At 66.1% G+C, this 23,029-nt stretch carries 21 protein-coding genes and 1 pseudogene; 7 read left to right on the top strand and 15 right to left on the bottom strand.

Translation table 11 applies throughout. The features are described 5' to 3' along the window. Positions 1–38: 38 nt before the first annotated feature. Positions 39–962 carry a BCCT family transporter gene (locus E3U26_RS00625; protein WP_499105133.1) on the top strand — a complete coding sequence of 308 codons (924 nt, stop codon included), beginning with the start codon at positions 39–41 and terminating at the stop codon, positions 960–962. Between the two features lie 8 nt (positions 963–970). On the opposite strand, the pseudogene E3U26_RS00620 reads toward E3U26_RS00625, so the two are convergent. Both E3U26_RS00620 and E3U26_RS00615 read right to left on the bottom strand, forming a co-directional pair. Beyond that, a pseudogene (locus E3U26_RS00620) lies at positions 971–1,423 on the bottom strand (hydroxymethylglutaryl-CoA lyase-like TIM-barrel protein); the annotation flags it as partial. Positions 1,424–1,476: 53 nt separating this feature from the next. Then, positions 1,477–2,850, bottom strand: coding sequence for an aminotransferase-like domain-containing protein (locus E3U26_RS00615; RefSeq protein WP_499105132.1), 1,374 nt, complete (start codon positions 2,848–2,850; stop codon positions 1,477–1,479). A 150-nt stretch (positions 2,851–3,000) separates the two neighbouring features. On the opposite strand from E3U26_RS00615, the gene E3U26_RS00610 reads away from it, so the two are divergent. The 4 genes from E3U26_RS00610 (at position 3,001) to E3U26_RS00595 (ending at position 7,049) form a co-directional block, all read left to right on the top strand. Then, positions 3,001–3,788, top strand: a protein-coding gene (locus tag E3U26_RS00610) for an IS5-like element ISPme2 family transposase (RefSeq protein ID WP_088238952.1) whose coding sequence is annotated in 2 segments (ribosomal slippage) — positions 3,001–3,337 and positions 3,337–3,788 — 789 coding nt in all. Because the reading frame shifts where the segments join, the coding sequence is not laid out codon by codon here. 101 nt (positions 3,789–3,889) lie between these two features. Next, complete coding sequence (locus E3U26_RS00605; protein WP_499105130.1) at positions 3,890–5,149, top strand: hydroxymethylglutaryl-CoA reductase; 1,260 nt, start codon at positions 3,890–3,892, stop codon at positions 5,147–5,149. 57 nt (positions 5,150–5,206) lie between these two features. Then, positions 5,207–5,665, top strand: a complete 459-nt coding sequence (locus tag E3U26_RS00600) for a hypothetical protein (RefSeq protein ID WP_036758353.1) — start codon at positions 5,207–5,209, stop codon at positions 5,663–5,665. A 1-nt stretch (position 5,666) separates the two neighbouring features. Next, positions 5,667–7,049 (top strand): tripartite tricarboxylate transporter permease, encoded by a 1,383-nt coding sequence (locus E3U26_RS00595; RefSeq protein ID WP_499105129.1) that lies wholly within the window; start codon positions 5,667–5,669, stop codon positions 7,047–7,049. A gap of 141 nt (positions 7,050–7,190) precedes the next feature. Here E3U26_RS00595 and E3U26_RS00590 read toward each other — a convergent pair whose 3' ends face one another. The 5 genes from E3U26_RS00590 to E3U26_RS00570 form a co-directional block, all read right to left on the bottom strand. Continuing rightward, the gene (locus E3U26_RS00590) at positions 7,191–8,285 is read right to left on the bottom strand and encodes an ABC transporter ATP-binding protein (protein WP_499105128.1); all 1,095 of its coding nucleotides are present in this window, start codon (positions 8,283–8,285) and stop codon (positions 7,191–7,193) included. Further along, positions 8,285–9,781 carry an argininosuccinate lyase gene (argH, locus tag E3U26_RS00585; RefSeq protein WP_499105127.1) on the bottom strand — a complete coding sequence of 499 codons (1,497 nt, stop codon included), beginning with the start codon at positions 9,779–9,781 and terminating at the stop codon, positions 8,285–8,287. The genes E3U26_RS00590 and argH overlap by 1 nt, the downstream gene beginning before the upstream one ends. Positions 9,782–9,783: 2 nt before the next feature. Beyond that, a complete protein-coding gene (locus E3U26_RS00580; protein ID WP_499105126.1) occupies positions 9,784–10,629 on the bottom strand; it encodes a carbohydrate ABC transporter permease in 846 nt (281 codons plus the stop codon). A 1-nt stretch (position 10,630) separates the two neighbouring features. Further along, positions 10,631–11,563 (bottom strand): carbohydrate ABC transporter permease, encoded by a 933-nt coding sequence (locus E3U26_RS00575; RefSeq protein WP_036758345.1) that lies wholly within the window; start codon positions 11,561–11,563, stop codon positions 10,631–10,633. Positions 11,564–11,625: 62 nt separating this feature from the next. Beyond that, positions 11,626–12,900 (bottom strand): sugar ABC transporter substrate-binding protein, encoded by a 1,275-nt coding sequence (locus E3U26_RS00570; RefSeq protein ID WP_499105125.1) that lies wholly within the window; start codon positions 12,898–12,900, stop codon positions 11,626–11,628. Between the two features lie 147 nt (positions 12,901–13,047). On the opposite strand from E3U26_RS00570, the gene E3U26_RS00565 reads away from it, so the two are divergent. After that, complete coding sequence (locus E3U26_RS00565) at positions 13,048–14,094, top strand: substrate-binding domain-containing protein (protein WP_052096140.1); 1,047 nt, start codon at positions 13,048–13,050, stop codon at positions 14,092–14,094. Between the two features lie 572 nt (positions 14,095–14,666). Here E3U26_RS00565 and E3U26_RS00560 read toward each other — a convergent pair. From E3U26_RS00560 to E3U26_RS00540, 5 genes are all read right to left on the bottom strand, one after another. Beyond that, positions 14,667–15,011, bottom strand: a complete 345-nt coding sequence (locus E3U26_RS00560; RefSeq protein WP_499105808.1) for a recombinase family protein — start codon at positions 15,009–15,011, stop codon at positions 14,667–14,669. A gap of 146 nt (positions 15,012–15,157) precedes the next feature. Then, a complete protein-coding gene (locus E3U26_RS00555; RefSeq protein WP_499105123.1) occupies positions 15,158–15,625 on the bottom strand; it encodes a hypothetical protein in 468 nt (155 codons plus the stop codon). 48 nt (positions 15,626–15,673) lie between these two features. Next, positions 15,674–15,925, bottom strand: a complete 252-nt coding sequence (locus tag E3U26_RS00550) for a 2Fe-2S iron-sulfur cluster-binding family protein (RefSeq protein ID WP_499105807.1) — start codon at positions 15,923–15,925, stop codon at positions 15,674–15,676. 142 nt (positions 15,926–16,067) lie between these two features. Then, complete coding sequence (locus E3U26_RS00545; RefSeq protein ID WP_499105121.1) at positions 16,068–17,225, bottom strand: aromatic ring-hydroxylating oxygenase subunit alpha; 1,158 nt, start codon at positions 17,223–17,225, stop codon at positions 16,068–16,070. A 4-nt stretch (positions 17,226–17,229) separates the two neighbouring features. Continuing rightward, on the bottom strand, positions 17,230–18,384 hold the full coding sequence (locus tag E3U26_RS00540; protein ID WP_499105120.1) for an aromatic ring-hydroxylating oxygenase subunit alpha: 1,155 nt from the start codon (positions 18,382–18,384) through the stop codon (positions 17,230–17,232). A 132-nt stretch (positions 18,385–18,516) separates the two neighbouring features. On the opposite strand from E3U26_RS00540, the gene E3U26_RS00535 reads away from it, so the two are divergent. Further along, on the top strand, positions 18,517–19,437 hold the full coding sequence (locus tag E3U26_RS00535; protein ID WP_449044922.1) for a LysR family transcriptional regulator: 921 nt from the start codon (positions 18,517–18,519) through the stop codon (positions 19,435–19,437). A 27-nt stretch (positions 19,438–19,464) separates the two neighbouring features. On the opposite strand, the gene E3U26_RS00530 is transcribed toward E3U26_RS00535, so the two are convergent. From E3U26_RS00530 to E3U26_RS00520, 3 genes are read right to left on the bottom strand one after another with little or no spacing between them, the layout of a single operon-like run. After that, complete coding sequence (locus E3U26_RS00530) at positions 19,465–20,670, bottom strand: NAD(P)/FAD-dependent oxidoreductase (protein WP_499105119.1); 1,206 nt, start codon at positions 20,668–20,670, stop codon at positions 19,465–19,467. A 38-nt stretch (positions 20,671–20,708) separates the two neighbouring features. Continuing rightward, positions 20,709–21,662, bottom strand: coding sequence for an ABC transporter permease (locus tag E3U26_RS00525; protein WP_072461588.1), 954 nt, complete (start codon positions 21,660–21,662; stop codon positions 20,709–20,711). A gap of 5 nt (positions 21,663–21,667) precedes the next feature. After that, a complete protein-coding gene (locus tag E3U26_RS00520) occupies positions 21,668–22,960 on the bottom strand; it encodes an ABC transporter permease (RefSeq protein WP_116171329.1) in 1,293 nt (430 codons plus the stop codon). Between the last annotated feature and the right edge of the window lie 69 nt (positions 22,961–23,029).

Genomic DNA, 23,029 nt, shown 5'->3' with positions numbered 1-23,029 from the left:
CCGCCGGCCCGGATTTCTTTGTCCGAGGGAGGAAGGACATGAGCAATCTCGACATTCCGCGGGGGATCTCCGGTGCCTGGCGCCGGATCAACCTGCCGCTTCTGGGCATCACGGCAGGCTTCATCCTGCTGTTCTGTCTGCTGGCCGTCGCCGATCTGGCGCGGCTCAGCGCGATGATCGACTGGGGCTTCGCCGTCTCGGCCCGGCTGTTCGGCCTTTACTGGCAGATCCTGCTGTTCGCGGCGCTGGCGATCAGCATCGTGCTGCTGTTCATGCCGGGCAGCGGCGTCAAGCTGGGCGGGCTCGACAAGCCGGAATTCACCACCTTCCAATGGGCGGCCATGATCATGACCACGCTGCTTGCCGGCGGCGGCGTGTTCTGGGCGGCAGGAGAGCCGATCGCGCATTTCATCTCGACCCCGCCCTATTTCGCCGGGCCGGGCGCTGATCCGCAATCGCTCGCCACCATCGGCCTGGCGCAGGCCTATCTGCATTGGGGCTTCCTGGCCTGGGCGATCCTGGGATCGCTGACCACGGTGCTGCTGATGCATTACCATTACGACAAGGGCCTGCCGTTGGCGCCGCGCACCCTGCTCTATCCGGTCTTTGGCCAGCGTGCGATCCACGGCTGGATCGGCATCGTGGCGGATACCTGCTGCGTGATCGCCGTGGTGGCCGGCACGGTCGGACCCATCGGCTTCCTGGGCCTGCAGCTGTCCTATGGCCTGAACGCGCTGTTCGGCCTGCCCGACAGCTTCGCCACGCAAAGCACGCTGATCCTGCTGCTGGTGACGCTCTACACCATCTCGGCCATCACCGGGCTCGAGCGCGGCATCCAGTTCATGTCGCGCTGGAACCTGATCCTCGCCTTCGGCCTTCTGGTCTTCATCCTGCTCTTCGGCCCGACCTGGGCGACGCTAGGCGTGCCGATGCCGATGGTGTCGCTCAGGGACAGCTCATAGCAGCCGAGATCATACAGGCGCCGGGACACGCCGAGAACGGCGGAAAGGGCTACCTTGCCCTCGTATGGGCAACCCAGCGCGCAGGAGACATAGCCGCGCACGCGCACCCCTGCCGCACGCGCCCCGTCCATCACCGGCGCAAACCGCTGGAAGCTTTCGTCGATCGAACAGTTGATGTTCCTTTGCGAAAAGCTCTCGGATGCCGAGGCGAAGATCGCGATTTCCTCGGCACCGGCAGCCAGCGCCGCCTCCGGGCCCTTGGGGTTCGGCACCAGCATCGGATATGTCAGGCCGGGGCGACGTGGCAGGCGCGCCAGCACCTCGGCCGAGCCGGCCATCTGCGGCACCCATTTCGGCGAAACGAAGCTGCCGGCTTCGACGGTGGTCAGACCCGCGGAAATCAGGCCCTCGATCATGGCCACGCGGTCATCAACGCCAAGGGGCCGCGCCTCGTTCTGCAAACCGTCGCGAGGACCGACCTCGACGATGCGGATAGTGTCATGAAATGCCTCTTTCAGTCAGATTTGAGTTCTCGGCGCAGGAAAGCGCAGAAACGTGGATCAGCCCCATAAGCCACGTTGACCCGCATGGCGGGCCTTCTGCAGGCATCCCGCTCGGTATGGAAGACGCTGGCCGGGGCGATGAAGATGTCTGCCGCGGCCGCACGGCGGCAAAAGGCGGCTTCGTCCAGCGTCTCGGGAAGGGGGACCCAAAGGTAGAAGCCTTGCACCCGCGGCAGGCTCACATCCAGCCCGACCTCGGACAACGCCTGGACCGTCGCCTTCGCCCCCTCCTGCATTCGGGTTCGCAGCCGGCGCAAATGCTTGATATACTGCCCGCTCTCGATCATGTCCGTCACCAGGCGCTCGACATGCGCCGAGGTGGCGACGGTCGTGATCATCTTCAGGTCGACGAGACCGCGGACCAGATCCGGCGAGCCCGCGATATAGCCGCAGCGCAGGCTGGCCGACAGCGTCTTGGAAAACGAGCCGACATAAAGCACGCGCTCTTGCCGACCGAAGGCGGCAAGCCTGGGCAGGGTCGGCGCAAGCAGGTCGGCGAAGATATCGTCCTCGACGATGCGGAAGTCGTGCAAGTCGGCCAGTTGCAGCAGGCCGAAGGCCGTGGCCGGCGACAATGTCCCGCCGGTCGGATTATGCGCCTGGCTTTGGGTGAAGAAAACCTTGGGACGATGGCCGGCAAGCTTGTCCCGAAGATCGTCCAGGTCGGGCCCGTCTTCGATCCGGCGCACGGGGACGACCGTGACCTTGGCCAGGCGCAGCTTGGCGAACAGGGGATAATAACCGGGGCTGTCCACGAACACCGTGTCGCCGGGCTCAAGCAGCTGGCGGATGATCAGGTCCAGCCCGTGGTTCACGCCGCTGGTCAGCATGATGCCGTCCGGCTCGGTCAGGATCGAGCGTTCCGCAAGCGACATGCGCAGCCAGTCCCTTAGCGCGCCAAGCCCCCAGGAACTGCCATAACCGAAGTCGATCGCCCCGTCGCTGCGCCGTCCGGCACGCAGGATGCGACGCATCTCGGCGACTTCGGTCCATGTGGCGGGTGGACGCCCGTCGCCGGGGCGGGTCTCGTAGTGCTGGTCGAGCTGTTCGCGCAAAAGCGAGACGATGCTGGTCGCCTCGGTCACATCCGGGCGAAGCCGAGGCGCGGGAGGGGGACGATTGCCGGTGATGAAATAGCCCGATCCCTGTCGGGCGACCGCCAGTCCCTGCGCCACCAGACGGTCGTAAGCCTCGGCCATGGTGTTCTTCGAGACGCCGAACTGCCCGGCGCCGCCACGCACCGATGGCAGCTTCTGCCCGGCACGATAGAAGCCCGAGGCGATCTGCCCGCTGATCTGCGCGACGATAGCGTCCACCCTGCTCATGGTCCCGTCCCGGAAATTTTACTGGGACAGTCCCGGCCATAAAATCGGCAACTGTCCCTTGATGACATTATGAATTTTAAGACAGTTTAGGGCGTGTTGACAAAAGGGATTCACCGGGCGCGGTGATCGTGATTCAAGCTGGTATCTGCAATGGAGACCAGCGTGGCACGAAACCTGATGTCGAACGACGAGTGGGCGTTCTTTGAACGCTTCATCCTGGCTGTCCGTTCTCCGAACGGCCGCAAGCCCACGAACCATCGGCTTGTTCTGGATGGGATTTTCTGGATCGCCCGAACGGGGTCGCCCTGGCGCGACCTGCCGGAAGAGTTCGGCAAATGGTCGTCTGTCTATCGGCAGTTCCGGCGCTGGACGTTGGCGGGGCTGTGGGAACAGATCCTGGAGGCGCTGAACGAGAGCCGGATCGTGCCGGATGCGCTGCAGATGATCGACAGCACCGTGGTTCGCGCTCATCATCAGGCAGCGGGCGCAAAAGGGGGACTCCGCGCCAAGGTTTCGGCCGCTCGCGAGGTGGCTTCACGACCAAGATCCATCTGCGGGTCAATGCGGCAGGCCTGCCCATGAGAACCGAGATCACGGCCGGGCAGACATCGGACTACCTCGGCTTCGATCTGGTCATGGCTGACAACCTGCCCGAGCCAAGCGTTCTGCTCGCAGACCGCGGCTACGACTCCGACAACATCCGCAAGACCATGGAGGTGCGCGACGTGGTGCCGGTCATCCCCATGCGCAAAACCCGGAAGCTACGGGTCGCCGTTGACCGCAGGCTCTACCGCCTGCGCAATCTCGTTGAGCGGTGCTTCAACAAGCTCAAGAATGCCCGTCGCGTCGCCACCCGCTACGACAAGACCGCCGAAAGCTTCCTGGGCTTCATCGACATCACGTCGATCCGCCTCTGGCTCCGCCATTTGTCAACATGACCTAGGGCCAGCGCAAGCCCAGCCTGCGCAATCTGCCGTGAATTTGGGAGGATCCCTTGACGACCGGAACGAAACAAACCGCAACGTCGCGGATTGAAAACATGCGCAATCTCTTGCCCGCCGAGCGGCTGGAGAAGGTGGCGGCCGCGAGTGGGCTGGACGAGCAGGCGCGCGCGGTCCTGGCCTCGGCCGACGCCCTGCCGGTCGAGCGTGCGAACGGCATGATCGAGAACGTGATCGGCACGTTCCAACTGCCCCTGGGCGTTGCCACGAACTTCCTGGTCAACGGCCGCGAATACCTAGTCCCGATGGCGGTCGAAGAGCCTTCGGTCGTCGCGGCCGCCTCCTACATGGCGCGAATCGTGCGCGATTGCGGCGGGTTCCAGACCTCGTCCACGGCCCCGGTGATGCGGGCGCAGGTGCAACTGGTCGGCACGACCGATCCCTTCGGCGCACGGCTGGCGATCCTTGCCGCGCGCGACGAGATCATCGCGGCCGCGAACGCGAAAGACCCCGTCCTGGTCAAGTTCGGCGGCGGTTGCCGCGACATCGAGGTGCATGTCTTCCCCAAGACCTCACGCGGGGCGATGGTGGTCCTGCACCTTCTGGTCGACGTGCGCGACGCCATGGGAGCCAACACCGTCAACACCATGGCCGAGGCCATCGCGTCGATCGTCGAGCGGGTCGCCGGCGGCGAGGTGCGGCTGCGCATCCTGTCGAACCTGGCCGACCTGCGCATCGCCCGCGCCCGGCTTGAAGTGACCGAGAAGGCGCTTGCCACCAAGGATTTCTCGGGACGCCGCATGATGGAAGGCATCGTCGATGCCTATGAATTCGCCGCCGTCGATCCCTATCGCGCCGCCACCCACAACAAGGGCATCATGAACGGCATCGACCCCGTGGTCGTGGCCACCGGGAACGACTGGCGCGCCATCGAGGCCGGGGCACATGCCTATGCCGCGCGCGGGGGGCGTTATACCTCGCTGACGACCTGGGAAATCAGCACCAGGGGAACCCTGGTCGGGACCATCGAGATGCCGATGGCGCTTGGCCTGGTCGGGGGGGCGACTAAGACCCATCCCTCTGCGCAGGCGGCGCTGAAGATCCTGAACGTCGGCTCGGCCGTCGAACTGGCCGAGGTGACGGTCGCCGTGGGGCTGGCACAGAACATGGCGGCTTTGCGGGCGCTGGCGACCGAGGGCATCCAGCGCGGCCACATGGCGCTGCATGCGCGCAATATCGCCATCGGCGCCGGCGCGACCGGCGAGGAGATCGACATCGTCGCCCGTCGCCTGGCGGCCGACCACGATGTGCGCGCGGCGCGCGCCGAGGAAATCCTGGCGGAGATCCGCAAGGGCTGAACATCCAACACCGGCGGGGACGACACCTCGCCGGGGGTTCGTATCTGGGAGGACATCATGAACAATCCAACCCCGGCGCCCGCTTCGGGGCCGGACGGGCAGCTTGCCGAGATCTGGGGCGATGTCGTTTCGCGGCCCCAGCTTGGCAAGGCCATTCTGATCGGCGCGGTCGTCAGCCTGGCCGTCTATGCCGTAGCCCTGGCCACCATCGCGCCCCTGGCCAGCACGCCGGCCATCGGCAAGGCGCTAGCCATGCTGGCAGGGATCATCGGCTGCATCCTGGGCGGGGCGATCTGCGCCCGCCTTTTCCAGCCCAAGCGTCGGGTGGTCGAACAGATCGCGCCGGGCGCCATCTGGCAGACCGAAGTCCTCGACCAGATCGCGATCGAGGGCGGTGCCATCGGCAGCGTCGAGGATCTGCCGCCCGCCGTCGCGCAGGAAATGCGGGAGGTCGGGCTTTATTCCGTCTTCCAGGACTATGAGCAAGACCGCGCGCGCAACCGGGAGGCCGGCTGAGATGGACCCCTTGCTTTACGATATCCTGGTCGCCCTGGGACTGGGGCTGCTTGGCGCGGTGCTGTTCTCGGCCATCGGCCTGATCTCGGGGACGGACGAGACCACCACCATCGCGCCCGTGACCTTGCTGGTCGTTCTGCTGGGCGCACCGCCGGCGGGGGTGTTCACCTTCTGGATGTGCGCCGCCATCTCGAAGCACATGACCCACGCGGTCCCGACCGCGCTGCTTGGCATTCCCGGCGACACGATGGCGCTGCCCCTGTTGCAGCAGGCCTCGGCCCTGCGCAACCTGGGCGCCCCGCATATCGCCTTGCGCAAGATGCTGGCCGGCTCGGTCATCTCGGCCTTCATCGCCGTGCCGCTTGCCGTGCTCTTCGCGGTCATCCTGGCCCCCTTCGGCACCTATATCACCGCCTCGGCCCCGTGGCTCTTCATCGCGGCCTCGGTGCTGATCGCCTATTTCTCGGCCGGCCGCTGGGCTTCGGTCATCGCGCTTGTGCCGTTCACCCTGCTCATCGTCGCGCTGCAAAGCTTCACCGGCGCGCACGAGGTCAAGCTGGGTGTCAGCTATTTCCTGGGCATCGCGATCGGCCCGCTTGTCGCGGAACTCATCTCCGCGGCCTCGCCGCTGGAGCGCAAGCGCATGAACCGCAGCGAGCCGCGCGAAACGACGCTGGCCCCCGACGTGAAGGGCTGGGGCGGATACTTCCCGAACCCGTTCCGGGTCCTGGATCGCAGCCAGGTGCGGGCGACGGCGACCGCCGCCGCGATCACCAGCGGAACCTTCGTCTTCAGCCCGGTGGCGATAACCGTCATCGCCGGAGAAATCGTCGGTGCGCGCATCAAGCACGCCTATCACCGGCTGACCTCTGTTCTGGCGGTGCGCAACGGCGTGACGGAATCGACCTATATCGCCGAGGCGCTCATCCCGCTGATCGCATTCGGCCTGCCGCTCAGCCCGGTGGCCGCCGGCCCGGCAGCGCCGCTGTTCAACGCGCCGCCGCGCTTCACCGTCAATTCCGAGACGGGCGTGGTCAACAACCTGCATACGCTGATGTCGGTGTCGGAGTTCCTGATCTGGGGCCTGGTCTCGGTGGTGATCGCGACCCTGATCGCCTATCCCTTCGCCATGAACCATGCCCGCAGCGCCGCCGCCTTCGTCGCCAAGCGCATCAGCCACGAAGCCATCATCGCCACCTTCGTCGGGCTTATCTTGGTGATCGGCCTATGGGAGGGCGGCGTGATCGCGCTGCTGGTCATCCTGACAGTGGGCCTGGTCGGCGGGCTGCTCTATCGCGTGCTCGGGATGAATACCGGGGTGCAGTTCATGGGCTACTACGCCGCCGTTCTCAGCGTGCCGGCGATCCTCAAGCTGCTTGGATAAGCACCGCGCCGCCCCACCATCACGGGGCGGCATCACCACGTCGCGGCAAGCAAATGCTCGGGCATGCCCTCGATGCGCCGGGCCTCTGGCACCACCAGGCGATCATCACCGCCTGATGGCTATCAAACCGAAAGCCGGGCCTCAGGCGACCAGCCTTTCGGTCTCGCGGTCGAAATAGCGGATACTGTCCCGATCCGCCTTGAAACTGGCCGCGTCGCCCGGCCGATAGCTCGCCGCCGCCGGGGCCCGCGCGATCACGCTGCCCGAGGGCAGGTCGAGATGCACGAAGGTCTCGGACCCATGCGGCTCGGCCACGCGGACGGTGCCGTGCAGCACCAGCGCCGCGCCGGTCGTCCCGGCATTAAGCGGCGCCAGATCCTGCGGGCGGATACCGACGGCGACGCGCGGCGAGGACGCCTGACGCAGCCCCGGCGGCAGCGCATCCGGGACCAGCGTCACCCGGCCCGCATTGCCGCCGAAGCCAAGGCCGTCGCCGGACAGCTCCGCATCCAGCATGTTCATCTCGGGGCTGCCGATGAAACGGGCGGTGAACATGTCGGCGGGGCGGTTGTAAAGCTCCATCGGCGCGCCGACCTGCAGGATGCGGCCCTCGCGCATGACCACGATGCGGTCGGCCATCGACATGGCCTCGACCTGGTCGTGGGTCACGAAGACGATGGTGCTGCCGAGACGCTGGTGCAGCTGCTTGATCTCCAGCCGCATCTGGCCGCGCAGCTGGGCGTCGAGGTTCGACAGCGGCTCGTCGAACAGGAACGCCTGCGGGTCGCGCACCATGGCGCGGCCGATGGCGACGCGCTGGCGCTGGCCACCCGACAGCGCGGCGGGCCGGCGTTCAAGCAGGTGGGACAGGCCCAGGATCCTGCCCACCTCCTGCACGCGGGCGTCCTTTTCCGCCCTGGACAGTTTCGAAGTGTAAAGCCCGAAGCCGATGTTCTGATGCACCGTCATATGCGGGTAGATGGCATAGTTCTGGAACACCATGGCGATGTTGCGCTGCTTGGGCTCCATCTGGTTGACCACGCGCGCGCCGATCTTCAGCGTGCCGCCCGAGATGCTTTCCAGCCCGGCGATCATGCGTAGCGTGGTGGACTTGCCGCAGCCCGAGGGGCCGACCAGCACCACGAATTCGCCGTCGGCGATCTGCAGGTCGATGCCGTGGACGGCGGTCGAGGCGCCGTAGGTCTTGACGATCTTGTCGAGGGTAATGCTCGCCATCATGCTCCTCCCGAGAGCTGATTGAAGGATTGTTCAAGGGCTTCAGCCGCCGCGCGGTCTTGCGCCGCGCGGGCCGCGGCCCGGTTTTCCAGGGCCTGCAATTCCGCCCCGTAGCCCGCCAGCGCCGGTTGCAGCGCCGCCGGGGCGGGGCCGCCGAAACGGTCGCGCAGGGCGACGAAATGCGCGGCAGACGTCGCCTGGGCGAAGGCCGCGGCGTCCACCTCGGGCGCCTGGCCGGTCGCGGCCTCATAGGCGCGGCGGAAATGCGGATAGCCGCCCGAGGACAGATCCTCGCCCGCCGCAACGACCGCGCCCGCGACCTCCGAGGCGATCTCATGCGCGGCGCGGAAGGGCAACCCGGCCTCGCGCACCAGCATGTCGGCAAGCTCGGTCACGGTGGCGCAGGACAGGCGCAGGTTGCGGGCCACGCGGGCGCGATCGACCTGCAATGCCGCCATCACCCGGCCGAACAGGCGCAGGCTGCGCAGGGCGGCGTCGAAGGCCTGGTGGCCGAAGTCCTGCGTCTCGCCCTCGCTGTCGTTCATGTCGGTGAAGGGGGTGTTGTGCAGGATGTCCAGGACCGCATTGCTGCGCGCCCAGGTCTGGCTGGCCAGGTGGCGCAGATGCTCGATGGCGACCGGGTTGCGCTTTTGCGGCATGATCGAAGAGATCTGCACCAGCCCGCCGGGCAGGCGGATCTGCCCCACCTCGAAGCTGCTCCAGAATTGCAGGTCCTGGACCGGGCGACCCAGGTGCAGGAACATGAGCGACAGCGCCGAATAGGTCGCCGAGATGTAGTCCACCGTCGCGATGCAGCCATAGGAGTTCTGCAGGGGCGCCGCGAAGCCCAGGAGCTGGGCCACGCGGTGCCGGTCGGTGGGAAAGCCGGTGGTGGTGATCGCCGCCGCGCCCAGGGGGCAGCGGTCGACGATTTCCAGCGCCGCCTCCAGCCGGGCCAGGTCGCGCAGCATCACCTCGGCCACGGCGGCCAGGTAATGGCCCAGCGTGGTCGGCTGCGCCGGCTGGCCGTGGGTATAGGCGACGATCAGGGTCTCGGCCTCGCGCCCGGCGGTGGCCAGAAGCTGGGCCAGCGCCGCGCGGCCCTCGGCCAGCGCCGCCTCGACCCTGGGCTTCAGGGCCAGCCGGAACAGCGTGTGGTCGATGTCGTTGCGCGACCGCGCGGTGTGCAGCCGCCCGCCCAGGTCGGGGCCGATCCTGGCCTTCAGCGCCTTTTCCATGGCGAAGAAGAAATCCTCGACATCGCCGCCATAGCGCATGGCGGCGGGGTCGGTCTCGGCCCAGACGGCGCGCAGCCCGCCCGCGATGGCGCCCGCCTGCGCGGGCGTCAGGATGCCGGTCTCGGCCAGCATCACCAGATGGGCCTTGTCCACCTGCCGCAGCGCATGGGCATGGCCCGTGCGCGCGCCGTCGAACAGCGGCGCCAGCACCGTGTCGCGATAGACCGGATCGGGAAAGGTGTCGGAAACATGGGTCATGGTCAGCCCTTCACGCCGGCCAGCATGACGCCGCGGACGATATAGCGTTGGAAGAACAGGAAAATCAGCAGGGTCGGGATGGTCGACAGCGCCGCCCCGGTCATGATCATCTCCCACTGGATCGACTGCTCGACCGCGAAGCTGGAAAGCCCGACCGGCAGCGTATAGAGGTCGCGGTCGGTGGTGACGATCAGCGGCCAGAAGAAGGCCGTCCAGTTGCCGAGGAAGGTGAAGATCGCCAGGGCCGACAGCGCCGGCGTCACCAGCGGCATGGCGATGCGCCACCAGATGGTGAATTCGTTCAGCCCGTCGATCCGCGCCGCCTCGAGGAAATCGTCGGGCACGGTTTCGAAGAACTGGCGCATCAGGAAGACGCCGAAGGCGGTCATCAGGCCGGGGAACATGATCCCCCAATAGGTGTCCGTCCAGCCCAGGCTGCTCGACATCAGATACCACGGGATGACCAGCATTTCGGTCGGGATCATCAGCGTGGACAGGATCGCCAGAAAGACCAGCTTGCGGCCCGGAAAGCGGAACTTGGCCAGCGTGTAGGCGACCAGGCTGTCGAAGAACAGGCACGAGACCGTGGTGATCACCGCGATCAGGGTCGAGTTCAGGAACCAGCCGAGGAAGCGGCCGTCCGACAGCACGCGGATATAGTTCTGCAGCGTCGGGTTGGCCGGGACCAGGCGCAGGTCGAAGACCTCGCCCGCCGATTTCAGCGAGGTCGAGAACATGAAGAACAGCGGCGTGATCATGATGACCCCGCCGATGAACAGGCAGGTCCAGGCAATGATCGCGCCGGGGCGGATGCTGCGCGGGACAGGGGCGGTTGCGGATCGGCTCATCTCAACGGCTCCGCAGGATCCAGAGCTGGATCATGGTGATGACCAGCAGGATGGTGAACAGGACGACGGTCTGCGCCGCGGCGTAGCCCATCTGGTATGACGAGAAGGCGGTCTGGTAGATCATCAGCACCAGCGGCTTGGTCGAGTTCAGCGGCCCGCCCGGATCGTTGCTGGTCATGTTGTAGACCTGGTCGAAGATCCGCAAAAAGCCGATGGACGAGAACACGACCAGGAACACCGTGGTCGGCTTCAGCAGCGGCAGGGTGATCCGGTGCAGGATGGTGAACTCGCCCAGCCCGTCCACGCGCGCGGCCTCGTAATAGGTCGTCGGGATGGCGCGCAGCCCGGCCAGGAAGATGATGATCTGGAAGCCCAGGCCCGCCCAGATCGCCGTGACCATGATCGCCGGCAGCGCCTGTTCGGTCGAGCGCAGGAAGGGCTGCGCCTCGAAGCCCAGCATGCCGATGAAGCCGTTGATGATGCCGATGGGCGGCGGCTGGTAGAACAGCCGCCAGACCCAGGCCATCGCCGCGGCAGTGGTCAGGAAGGGCAGGAAATACAGCGCCCGGATCGCGCCATGCAGGAAGCGCACGCGGTCGAGGTAATAGGCGATCACGAACGATATCGCGATGCTGATGGGCGTGCCGATCAGCAGATAGGCGAAGGTGTTGCGGAAGACCTGCCAGAACAGCGGGTCGGCCAGCATCTTGCGGTAATTGTCGAGGCCGATGAAATTCGCCTCGTTCAGCAGGTCCCAGTCGGTCAGGGACAGCCAGAAGGCTTGCAGGGTGGGATAGAAGCGGACGACGCCGAAGAACAGGATCGGGACGGCAAGGAAAAGCCATGCCCAGACGATCTGCTTGGTCGTGACCGACAGCCTGTCCCACAGGCGCAGGGAACCCGTCCCTCCGCCGGAATGGTCGGATGGTGTCATAACATGATCCTGGATGCTTGAAGCCGCACAAGGTCCCCGGCCCTTCGGCCGGGGCCGGCGGGTCATTTCGCGAAATGCTTGTCCAGCAGGGCCTGTTCCGCCTTGGCGGCCTCGGCCACAGAATCCGCCGGGCTCTGGCCTTGCAGCAGCGCCCGGTTCACCATGTCGATGGCGATCTGGCGCTGCGCGGCCTCGTCCACGAAGCGGGTGGTCTGCGAATAGTCCAGCGCCCGGATGAAGGGGCCGAAGACGGGATCGGCCAGGTTCGCCTCGGTCATGGCGACGTCCTTGCGGGCGGGCAGCTCGCCCACCTCCTTCTGCCAAAGCTCCATGGCGGCGGGCGACGAGATATAGGCCAGGAACTTCTTGGCCGCCCCGAGTTCCTCGCCCGAGGCCGAGGCGCCGATGCCATTGGCGAAATAGCTGGCATAGTTGGCGCGGGTGCCGTCCGCCGCCGCCGGCAGCTCGGCCACGCCCCATTCGAAGCTGCCGATGGTGCCATAGCTGGCCAGGCGGAAGGTTCCGTCCACCACCATCGCCGCCAGCCCGGCACGGAAGGCGGCCTGGCCCTCGTCCATGAAGCCTTCCTTGCCGACCTTGTGCTGGGTCTGCAGCGCCAGGTAATAGTCCAGCGCCTTCAGCCCGGCCTCGCTGTCATAGGTGACGGTGGTGCCGTCGTCGGAATAGGGTGCGCCGCCATATTGCGCGGTCAGGATCGTGCGCCACCAGTGATGGTCCTGCCGGGCGATGTCCAGCGCGATCCCGGCCTGGACCAGGTTGCCGCCATTGTCATGCCTGGCGGTCTTTTTCGCGACCTCGACCAGTTCGTCCAGCGTCTTCGGCGGCTCGGTCACGCCGGCTTCGGCGAACAGCTTCTTGTTGTAGAACAGCGCCATGGTCCGCACCGCCGTCGGCAGCGCGTAATATTGCTCGTTGCGCTTCATCGCGCCGACGATCGGAAAGAACTCCGCCTCGATCGCGCTTGCGGGAAAGGCGTCCTCGGGCAGCGGCTGCAGGATGCCGCCATCGACGAAATTGTCGATCCAGCCATAGAAAAGCTGCACCACGTCGGGGCCCTTGCCGGCGGCATGGGCCGCAACCACGCGGGTCTGGTAGTCGGCATAGGGGAATGTCACCTGCTTCACGGTGATGCCGGGGTTCTCGGCCTCGAACGCGTCGATCAGCGTGTCCATCGCCTTCACGCGGGCGTCAAAGACATATTGCCAATATTCGATCTCGACATCCGCCGAAGCGAGGGTCGGGCCAAGCGCGGTGGCGCAGGCAAGGGCGGCGGCAAGGCGCAGCCTTGCGCGGCCGGTCAGGGCGATGCGGGTCATGGGTCTCCTCCCGAGGTTACGCAAGCGCTTGCATAACATGTGCAAGCGCTTGTGTAAACTGCCGAGGTCGACCAGGGATTGACCCCGGAAAATTCAGCAAATATCCTGATTTCCATAAAGTCGCGTTGCGCAAGCGAAGGGAACCACATGGCCAATGATCGCCCGAATCAGGGACAGGGCATCGGCCTGAAGGCGGTGGCGGACGAACTGGGCCTGTCGCAATCGACGGTCAGCCGCGCCTTGCGGAACCACCCCTCGATCCCCGCCGCCACGCGTGAGCGCGTGGCACAGGCCGCCAAGCGCATGGGCTATGCCCCGAACGCGCGGGCACGGGGCCTTGCCATCGGCCGGACCGAGGCGATCGGGCTGGTCTTTCCGCTCGAACGCCTGCGGCTGGTCCAGACGAATTTCGTCGATGTGCTCAGCGGGATCAGCGACGTCGTGACCGAACGCGGCTACAACCTGCTGCTGTCGCCGTTTCGCGACGACGAAGCTTCGGTGCTGCGCCGCCTGGCGACATCGCGGATGGTGGACGGGCTGATCATCACCCGGCCGCTGGTCCATGACCCGCGCATCCGGTTGCTGGCCGACACCGGCATCCCCTTCGTCGTGCATGGCCGCAGCGACGTGGACATTCCCTATTCCTACGTCGACGTGGACAATTTCGAGATCTTCAGGCGGCTGGCCGAGCTGTTGCTGGACTACGGGCACACCCGTATCGCGGCGCTGAACTCCTATCGGCGGTTTCGTTATGCCGCGGCCCGCGCCGCGGGCTATCGCGCCGCGATGGACAGCCGCCGTCAGCCCGTCGACCCGGATCTGGTGCTGGAAACCGCGATGACGGAAGAGGACGGGGTGGCATGCGCCGCCCGGCTCTTGTCCTTGCCCGAGCCGCCGACGGCGATCATCTGCGGGTCCATCTTCCTGGCGAAGGGGGTCTATCGCGCCGCAGCCGAGGCGGGGCTGCAGATCGGCCGCGACCTGTCGGTCGTGGCCCATGACGACCAGCTGCGCGGGATCTCGGCGGCGGATTTCGTCCCCGCGCTGACGGCCACGCAGCTTTCGGTCGAAATGGCCGGGCGCCGGCTGGCCGAGATCCTGATCGACCGGATCGAGGGCAAGCTGGGCGACGACCCCGTCGGCGAAGTATCCCGCCCCGATTTGATTTTGCGCGAGTCGGTGGGCCGCCGGTGATTGCAGCCTCAGCCGCCGAAAGAGTTTATCCTAGTTCAACGCGCTCTAGCGCAGGTCGCGGTCGCGGGCACGCATCCCACGATGCTTGCGATTGGCCGAACGACGCGTCCCAAGACGCGCTGCTTAGACCAGCCCTTTCAACCTCATAACGAAATCCCGGCTTCAAGACCCTGAATCTGCGCTACCGCTCTGACCGAACGACAGAACCGCCCTCAGACAGCTTTCAAAGGCACGGCCGAGCATACTTTCCATGTCTCAATGGTTACGCCCATATCTATCAGATTCGCAGTCTCGACGGCTATGGCGTGATCAGGTCAACGTCGACATCCAGCGTCTCAATTCCGACCATAGCCACCACGTCGAGCTGCCTTTTGATGTCGCCGCTGAGCACGACATTCGCGAGACGCCCCCCGGCTTCCGCAGATCAAGCAGGCCGTCAGGATCGCCACGGGGGCGCGAAAAGGAAATGGGAACCCGGTTGTTGGTGCAGGGGCCGCGCCGATGAGGATTGAGGCGCCCGAGACGGTTGGACAAGATGATCCCAACCTTCCCGCCGCAGCATCCGCAGGTCATCAGGCCGGAAAGGAGAGAGACAGGCCGGTTCGCCAGATGCAGCCGCCTCGCCCTCCCCTCCCACGCGTGCTGGCCGGATTCAGGCCGAAGATTTCCGCGATCTGCTTTTGGCATTCGCGCACCGCGTTCCAGAGCGCATCGTCCACGATCCGCAGATGCGGGACCTGCGCTCTGATCCATGCGGCTTCCGGGTTCGGGCGCGATACCCGCTTGCCGGTGCTGGGATCCTTGACGAAGCGGAGCCGGTTCCAGACCAGAACGCCCGCGTAAAGCTCATTGTTGACGATGCCGGTTCCACGATTGCGGTGGCCTCGAGTACTGGTATCGCCCCATCCCCGGCCCAGCGGGCCGGGGATGCCCTTCTTGTTCAGATCGACAGCGATAGCCTTCGGGGTTTTTGCCCTGCGCGAACTCGCGGAAAATGCGGCGGGCGATCTCGGCTTCCTCGGGAATGATTTCCCGGTCGCCCCGGATCGGCTCGCCGCTGGCGTCAAGCTTCTTGACGACCTTGAGGCCGCCGCCCGCCTTGCCCTTCTCTCCGCGACATCGGACAGCATCGGCCGCGTTCTGAACGAGATATCGACGCCCTCGGACACGCTCGGACACGGCGGCAAGCGCGCCCATCACCGCTGCGACATCCTCCAGACTGTGTCCCGTCACCTTCCGGGTTTCCTCCCGGCTCAGCGCCGCCTCGCATTCCAGGAACAGCGCCGTCGAGCAAAGCCATCATCTCGGCCGCTCTATGGAGCCGCTGTTCGGCCTCGATCACGTCGCGGATGATGAGGCGATCTTCGCCGTGTCCGTCCTTACCCAATTCGACCAGATCGGGCCAACCGCGCATCGCGCCCATGACCTCGTTGAACTGGTCGATGCCGGCGCTGTGCCGATGCGCGAACGTCGATTGCCGATACGTGATCGCGGCCAGCGCGATGGAAACATCGGCGATCAATCCCTGCATCGTCCCATCGAAGCGACGCCAGAGATGATCATCGCAGCCCCGCTGGTGCTACAGCAGGGCTGGCGGCACGATGAGGATGAGCCCCTCCAGCTCCTCGCTGGCAAGGATCTGGCAACTCAACCGACTCGTCGGAGTCCGCTCTCCGTCGACCATGTCCAGCATCTCGTCCTCGAGCGGGCCCGGCGGGCCGAGACGTTCCGCCCAAACGGGATCGGTTGCGACATGGCAGGTCGCGCAGGCAAGCGCGCCGCCGCAATCACCATGGATGCCCGGCACGCCCGCATCGCACGCGGCCCTCATCAAGTTGGTTCCCGAGGCGACATTCGCGCTGATTTCGCGGCCATCGGCATCACGCCAGGTTATGAGAGGCACTGTTGGTCTCCGTGTATTTCGCCAGGCGCGTATCCGCGCCCGGGTGGAATTCGCAAAGGCGTGGGAAGCATCAATAGGCACTGACCGCGCGCAAGGGCGTTTCTTCCGGGGGAACCTGCCGGCCGAGATAGCGATAGAAGTCCCAGATCGTGCCCTCGTAGTCGCGCGGCGCCAGCGGGCCGGAAGGCGCGTGGCGGGACGCGAGGGTTCGCTGCATCCTTTCCAGCTTCTCGCGATCCTCGCGATTGACCTCATGCCAAAGCGCGATCCTGTCCTCCAGCTCGTCCTGCGTGAGCTCGTCGCCCCAGGTGGACATGGTCCACCGCACCCGGATGCGATCGACCGCCAGGGGCTGGATCGAGAAGGAGACCAGCAAGGTCGCCGCCTGGCTGGCGATCTGCGTCGGGAACAGGCAGAACAGCGTCGAGCGGCGCCGCTCCTCCTCGGTAAGGCCCGGTGCCCCCGTGCCGCGCGATCCCGCGGTCTCGGGATAGTTGGCGCAATAGGAGGTGAAGCTGTCGTCGGACATCGACTTCCGGCTCAGGCCGGTCGGCGTGTAGGGATGCAGCGTTTCGGGATGCACCACCGAAAGATGGTAGGCTTCCATGAAGTTCTCGACCAGGCATTTCCAGTTGGTGCGCCACTCCTCCTCGAAGCTGCGCACGATCCGCATTTCCCCGGTGCGATAGTGGCCGAGCAGATCGCCGAGCTGGCCGAGGCGCGGCGCCAGCGGGTGGGCTTCGGGATCCAGGTTGGCATAGATGAAGCCGTTCCAGACCTCGCAGGGAAACGACGGCAGGCTGCAGGTTTCCCTGGTGACGCCCTTGTCGCGCATCCTGGGGGCGTTGACCAGCTCGCCGGCGCGGCCGTAGCTCCAGGCATGATACGAGCAGACGAAGCGGCGCGTGGAGCCCGACCCTTCGGCCAGCGGCATGCCGCGGTGGCGGCAGAGATTGGACAGGACGCGCACGGCGCCGTCGTCGCCGCGCACCACCAGCAGCGGCTCGTCGAAAAGCTGGCCGGTGAAATAGTCCCCCGGACCGGGGATCTCGTCGGCCCGGCCGAGGCAGTGCCACTCCCTGGACAGGAAGGTCTCCACCTCATGGCGGAAATAGTCGGGATCGGTATAGAACCGGCCCGGCAGGCATTGCGCGTCATGCTCCGGCAGGCCGGCGACGACGCGCAACCTGTCGTTCATCGACGGGATATCGGAAATCGCGGTCGTCATCGGCCTACTCCGCGGCCAGGGCGGCAGAGCGGTCGAAGCCCGCGGTGCGTTCGGCGATATAATGCATGAAGTCGTAGATCGGCCGCTCGAGATAGGACAGGTGCCCCGGCCGGGCCGCATTCGCGCTGAGGCCGCGGAATACCTTCTCGGTGCAGCCGCGATCCTCGGCATTGACCTCGTCCAGCAGGCCCTTGAGCGTGGCGACATATTCCTCGGCGCGCGGATCGGCCATGAATTCGGGGGCCAAGCCGCCGCCGAAGACGATCGCCACCTGCCCCGCGCCCTTGGGATGCAGCGACAGATACCAAAAATAGCCGGGGGTCAGCGTGATGAGGTGGCTGGGATAAAGCGTGATCAGCGCCGTGGTCTTGCGCCAGCGCCCCTCGAGCCGGGTGTTGTCGGGATGCGCGTTGCCCATCGGCAGCGAGGCTTCCTTGGTGATCCAGTGATAGTTGAAGGCTTCCAGGCCCGGCGGGCACTCCATTTCCTCCAGCTTGGAATGGCCGCCCACGGTCGCGGCATGGCAGACCGGCAGATGATAGCTCTCCATGAAATTCTCGGCGAGCACCTTCCAGTTGGTGTCCCAGACATGGGTTTCGCGGAAGCCCTCGACATAGTTCTCCACCCCATAATGGGCGATCAGCTCTTCAAGCGGCGCCAGAGCCGGGGCGAGGCTGGGGCGATCCTTGTCCAGCGTGATGTAGATCCAGCCGAGCCATTCCTCGCAGCGGATCTGCGGCAGGGCATAGTCCTCCTTGCAGAAGCCGGTGGTCCTGGTCATGAACGGCGCGCCGCGCAGCTTGCCGTCCAGATCATAGGTCCAGGCATGGTAGGGGCAGACCAGCAGGCGCTTGTTGCCGCAACCCTCGACCAGCGTGGACATGCGGTGCAGGCAGACATTCGAGAAGGCGCGGATCTGTCCGTCCTTGCCGCGCAGCACCACGATGGGCTGGCCGGCCAGATCATAAGTCAGATAGTCACCGACATTGGGCAGCCCGCTCGACCGGCCGACGCAGATCCATTCCCGCGCGAAGATGCTTTCGAGTTCGCAAGCCAGGAAATCGGGGCTCGTATAGACGGCGGGCGGCATCGCATGGGCGTCTTCGAGCGGGCGGTTGACGGCCTCGAGCAATTCGGAAACGGGCTGGGCTAGTGACATAAGGGTGCTCCTTGTCTTCGCATGGGGAAAAGTCCTGGCAGCCGGCCAAGCGGGCCGCCGGTCGGAAATCAGCTTGACCTTTTTCCAAGGAATATCAAAACTCGAATATCCGAGGTTTAAGCCAGCTTTTATATGGTTCGTTTCACCCTACGCCAATGCGCCTACTTCCGCGCCGTCGCCGAGCAGGGCGGCATCGCCCAGGCGGCGCGCGTGCTCAACATCTCGCAGCCCTCGGTGGCACAGGCGCTGGACAAGCTCGAGGATGTGACCGGCCTGGTGCTGTTCGAGCGGCACCACGCGCGCGGGCTGACGCTGACGCTCCAGGGCCGGCTGTTCCTTCAGCATGTCATGCGCCTGGAGGAACAGGCGCGGCAGGTCGAGCGCGAGGCCACCGCGCTGGCTGCCGAGGCTGCCGGAGAGATTCGGCTGGGCGTGTTCTGGACGCTGTCGCCCTTCTACGCCGCCGGCCTGATTCGCAGCTTCAACGACGCGACCCCCGGCGTGATCGTCCGGCAGCAAGAGATGGCGCTGGCCGATCTGGCCGATGCGGTGCGGGATGGGTCGATCGACCTGGCGCTGACCTATGACCGGGGCAGCGTGCCGGATGGGCTGGCCTTCGTGGAACTGGCGAAGCTGCGGCCGATGGTGGTCGTTGCCGCCGATCATCCGCTTGCGGGCCAAGACTCCGTGCGCCTGGCCACGCTTGCGGATGAGCCCTATGTCATGCTCGACGGTCCCGGCAGCCGCCGATATTTCGAGGATCTGCTGGCGGAAAGCGGCATCAACCCGCCGATCTCCTATGTCTCCACCTCGCTCGAGTCGGTGCGCAGCGCGGTGGCGTCGGGCTTCGGCTTCACCTTGCTGGTGATGCGCCCGCCTTCCGCGACCACCTATGACGGCGGCGCGGTGAAGACCCTGGAGATCGAGGATGATCTGCAGCCCCTGCGCATCGTGCTCGCCTCACGCGAGGGCGTGCATCGCGGGCTCATCGCCCGGCGCTTCACGGACCATGCGGTCGCGTTCTTTGCGGCGCGCCACGAGGCGACAGCCTGACGCAAGGAGATTGCCGGACGGGCCGGCCTACCGCATCAGCGTCTTCAGATCGGTGGCCACATCGGCCACCAGATCGGGGGCTGCGGTCCGGCCCGATTCGATCAGCCGCTTGCCCACCATGAAGGCGCGCGGGTCGTTCATGGCATCGACCGCCAGCAGCCGCTCGCCCGAGTAATACCAGATGCTGACCGCTTCCCCGTCGCCGGGGCGCGTGACCACCCGGTCGTAACCCACGTTCAGGCCGGCGATCTGCAGCTTGCAATCGTATTGATCCGACCAGAACCAGGGCTTGGGCAGGTAATCCCTGTCCGCGCCCATGATGTTCGCGGCGACGAGTTCGGCCTGGTCGATGGCGTTGCCGACCGATTCCAGCCGCATCTGGACACCGTTCAGCGGAAACGAGGCGCAATCCCCCGCCGCCCAGACATGCGGTGCCGAGGTGCGCCCCTGCGCATCGGTGCGGATGCCGTTGTCCAGCGCGATCCCCGCCGCCTGGGCCAGGGCGGTGGCGGGGACGATGCCGACCCCGACGATGACGAAATCCGCCGGCAGCTCCCTGCCATCCGTCAGGCGCACGGCGGTCACATGGCCTTCGCCCAGCAAGCGGTCGACGGCCATGCCCTCCATGATGGCCGCGCCATGGCCGGCATGCAGCTTGCGGAAATAGGCCGAGGTCTCGGGCGCGGCCACGCGTTGCAGGATGCGCGGCGCCATCTCGACCACCGTGACCTCCAGCCCCAGCTTGCGCCCGACCGCAGCGGCCTCCAGCCCGATATAGCCGCCGCCGATCACCACCAGCCGGCGGCCGGGGGCGAAGCTGGCGCGGATGGCGTCGATATCGGCCAGGGTGCGAACGGTATGGACCCCGCCAAGCGTCCCGCCCATCTCGGCCGGCAGGCGGCGGGGAACCGAGCCGGTGGTCAAGGCCAGCTCGTCATAGACCAGCACCTCGTCCCCGACCGTCACGCTTCGCGCCGCGGGGTCGAGGGCCGTCACCGGCTGCCCCAGTTTCAGGGTGATCCGGTTTTCGGCCCAGAAATCGGCGGACCGCAGCCAAAGCCGCTCCTCCTCCATCTCGCCCAGCAGATAGGCCTTGGACAGCGGCGGCCGCTGATAGGGGGGCGCGGGTTCGTCGCCGATCACCGTGATCTCCCCCTCGAATTTCAGCGCGCGCAGCTTGGCGGCCAGGGCGGCCCCGGCCTGGCCCGCACCGATGACGACGACATGCGACATGGTTTCTCCTCTCAGGCTGTCTGATGTGTGAACCGCCCTCACCTTGGCGTCAGGCCCCTGAGCCGTTCCGAGCGCCTGCGGAGCAGCTCGACGGTGGTGAGGAGCGCGATGGAGAAGATGACCAGCAGCGTGGCGACGGCGAGGATGGCGGGCGAGATCTGCTCGCGGATGCCGTTCCACATCTGCCGCGGGATGGTCTGCTGGTCCGGCCCGGCGATGAACAGCACCGCCACCACCTCGTCGAAGGAGGTCACGAAGGCAAACAGCGCCCCCGAGATCACGCCGGGCAGGATCAAGGGCATGGTGATGCGGAAGAAGGTCGTGCGCGGGTTCGCCCCCAGGCTCGCCGCCGCCCGGTTCAGCGACTGGTCGAAGCCGATCAGCGTCGCCGTCACCGTGATGATCACGAAGGGAATGCCCAGCGTGGCATGGGCCAGGATCACCCCCAGGTAGGTGCCCGCCAGCCGGCCGCATTCCGGGTTCAGCCCGATCCAGCTCAGCGGCTCGCAGGGGTTCGAGTAGAAGAAGAACATCCCCGTCGCGGTGATGATGATCGGCACGATCATCGGCGAGATCAGCATGGCCATGATCGCCCGGCGCCAGGGCATCTCGGGCCGCGACAGACCCAGCGCCGCCAGCGTGCCCAGCACCGTGGCCAGGATGGTCGAGAAAAAGCCGATGATGATCGAGCTTTTCGCCGCATTCACCCATTTCGCGTTCTGCCAGGCATCCGCCCACCAGCTCAGGTCGCGCGGCGCGTCCGGCCGCGCCATGCCGAAGGTCAGCAGGCTGTCGTACCAGCGCAGCGAATAGCCCTCGGGGTCGAAGGACAGCATCCGGTCGGTGAAGGTGAAATAGGGCTCGGCGTTGAAGCTCAGCGGGATCACCACCACGATGGGCGCGATCAGGAAGAAGAAGATCGCGCCGCAGATCACCAGATAGGCGTAGTGCCAGACCTTCTCCAAGGGCGATGCGTAAGTCGGAAGCGCCATGGCGATTACCCCAGTTTCAGGTTGTCGATGCCGACCAGCCGGTCATAGACCCAGTAGAGGATCAGCACGCCCCCCAGAAGCAGCGCCGCCAGCGCGGCCGCCATGGACCAGTTCAGCGTCTGCGTCATGTGCATCGCGATCATGTTCGAGATCAGCTGCCCCGACGAGCCGCCGACCAGCGCGGGGGTGATGTAGTAGCCCACCGCCAGGATGAACACCAGAAGCGCCCCCGCCCCCAGCCCCGGCAGGGTCTGCGGGAAATAGATCCGGCGGAAGGCGGTCCAGCTGGTCGCCCCCAGGCTGCGCGCGGCGCGCACATAGCTGGGATTGATCGTGCGCATCACCGAATAGAGCGGCAGGATCATGAAGGGCAGCAGGATATGGGTCATGGCGATGATCGTGCCGGTCTGGTTGAAGATCATCTGCAGCCGCTGGGTGTTGCCGATCACCCCCAGCCAGACCAGCACGTCGTTGACCACGCCCTGCTGCTGCAACAGCACGATCCAGGCCGTGGTCCTGACCAGCAGCGAGGTCCAGAACGGCAGCAGCACCAGGATCATCAACAGGTTCGACTGCCGCATCGGCAGCGTCGCCAGCAGGTGCGCGACCGGAAAGCCCAGAAGGAAGGTGGTGAAGGTGATGACCAGCGACAGCCAGAAGGTGCGCATGAACAGCTTGACATAGATCTGCTGCTGCGCCGGGGCGGCAACCACCTCGCCCTGGTCGTCGCGGGTGCGGTCGACCGCCGCCAGGTAGAAGTTGCTGGTATAGGGCGAGGAGGCCTCGCGCATCACCGACCACAGCCTGGGATCGCCCCATTTCGCGTCCATCTCGAGGATGGCCTCGCGATAGGGCGGCTCGATGCCGCCGCGGGCCTGGCGCCCGGCCGAGGTGAACAGCGAGCGCGTGCCCGGCATGTCGTAGTTGATGCGGGTGCCGACGACGCCGACGGTGCGCGCCTGGGCGGCGGCGGTCAGGTCGGCGGCCAGCGCCGCCCAGGCGGCATCGTCGGGTTCGGTGCCGCGGGGGTTGTCGTGGAACCAGGCCGAGAGCTGCGGCATGTTGGCCGAGAAGCCGTCGTTCTTGACCGAGCGCTGCAGCATCTGCCCGATCGGCACCACGAAGGTGATCAGGATGAACAGCAAGAGCGGCAGCACCAGCAGGAACGCCCGCCGACGCGCACGACGCGAACTCCGCGCAAGCGCAGACTTCAACGGACGACCGTCCGATGTGGTAAGACCCGCTTGCCGCGACCCCGCAGGAGCGAGCGCCGCGTCATTTGCCGAGATATCTGCCATATTGCTGCCTCTGCTTCGCGTCAAACGGGGCGGCGCGAGACCCGCGCCGCATCCCTTGTTCCGGGCGAT

It is taken from the genome of Paracoccus ferrooxidans (genome assembly GCF_029909815.1).
Classification (GTDB): Bacteria; Pseudomonadota; Alphaproteobacteria; order Rhodobacterales; family Rhodobacteraceae; genus Paracoccus; species Paracoccus versutus.
Note: the sequence above shows the minus strand (reverse complement) of the source record. Positions and strands in the feature narration are given on the sequence as shown.

What these genes read in the sequence shown, in the direction of transcription:
- E3U26_RS00625 (WP_499105133.1), top strand. Translation starts at nt 39, where the DNA reads ATGAGCAATCTCGACATTCCGCGGGGGATCTCCGGTGCCTGGCGCCGG.
- E3U26_RS00615 (WP_499105132.1), bottom strand. Translation starts at nt 2,850, where the DNA reads ATGAGCAGGGTGGACGCTATCGTCGCGCAGATCAGCGGGCAGATCGCC.
- E3U26_RS00605 (WP_499105130.1), top strand. Translation starts at nt 3,890, where the DNA reads ATGCGCAATCTCTTGCCCGCCGAGCGGCTGGAGAAGGTGGCGGCCGCG.
- E3U26_RS00600 (WP_036758353.1), top strand. Translation starts at nt 5,207, where the DNA reads ATGAACAATCCAACCCCGGCGCCCGCTTCGGGGCCGGACGGGCAGCTT.
- E3U26_RS00595 (WP_499105129.1), top strand. Translation starts at nt 5,667, where the DNA reads ATGGACCCCTTGCTTTACGATATCCTGGTCGCCCTGGGACTGGGGCTG.
- E3U26_RS00590 (WP_499105128.1), bottom strand. Translation starts at nt 8,285, where the DNA reads ATGGCGAGCATTACCCTCGACAAGATCGTCAAGACCTACGGCGCCTCG.
- argH (WP_499105127.1), bottom strand. Translation starts at nt 9,781, where the DNA reads ATGACCCATGTTTCCGACACCTTTCCCGATCCGGTCTATCGCGACACG.
- E3U26_RS00580 (WP_499105126.1), bottom strand. Translation starts at nt 10,629, where the DNA reads ATGAGCCGATCCGCAACCGCCCCTGTCCCGCGCAGCATCCGCCCCGGC.
- E3U26_RS00575 (WP_036758345.1), bottom strand. Translation starts at nt 11,563, where the DNA reads ATGACACCATCCGACCATTCCGGCGGAGGGACGGGTTCCCTGCGCCTG.
- E3U26_RS00570 (WP_499105125.1), bottom strand. Translation starts at nt 12,900, where the DNA reads ATGACCCGCATCGCCCTGACCGGCCGCGCAAGGCTGCGCCTTGCCGCC.
- E3U26_RS00565 (WP_052096140.1), top strand. Translation starts at nt 13,048, where the DNA reads ATGGCCAATGATCGCCCGAATCAGGGACAGGGCATCGGCCTGAAGGCG.
- E3U26_RS00555 (WP_499105123.1), bottom strand. Translation starts at nt 15,625, where the DNA reads ATGCAGGGATTGATCGCCGATGTTTCCATCGCGCTGGCCGCGATCACG.
- E3U26_RS00550 (WP_499105807.1), bottom strand. Translation starts at nt 15,925, where the DNA reads ATGAGGGCCGCGTGCGATGCGGGCGTGCCGGGCATCCATGGTGATTGC.
- E3U26_RS00545 (WP_499105121.1), bottom strand. Translation starts at nt 17,225, where the DNA reads ATGACGACCGCGATTTCCGATATCCCGTCGATGAACGACAGGTTGCGC.
- E3U26_RS00540 (WP_499105120.1), bottom strand. Translation starts at nt 18,384, where the DNA reads ATGTCACTAGCCCAGCCCGTTTCCGAATTGCTCGAGGCCGTCAACCGC.
- E3U26_RS00535 (WP_449044922.1), top strand. Translation starts at nt 18,517, where the DNA reads ATGGTTCGTTTCACCCTACGCCAATGCGCCTACTTCCGCGCCGTCGCC.
- E3U26_RS00530 (WP_499105119.1), bottom strand. Translation starts at nt 20,670, where the DNA reads ATGTCGCATGTCGTCGTCATCGGTGCGGGCCAGGCCGGGGCCGCCCTG.
- E3U26_RS00525 (WP_072461588.1), bottom strand. Translation starts at nt 21,662, where the DNA reads ATGGCGCTTCCGACTTACGCATCGCCCTTGGAGAAGGTCTGGCACTAC.
- E3U26_RS00520 (WP_116171329.1), bottom strand. Translation starts at nt 22,960, where the DNA reads ATGGCAGATATCTCGGCAAATGACGCGGCGCTCGCTCCTGCGGGGTCG.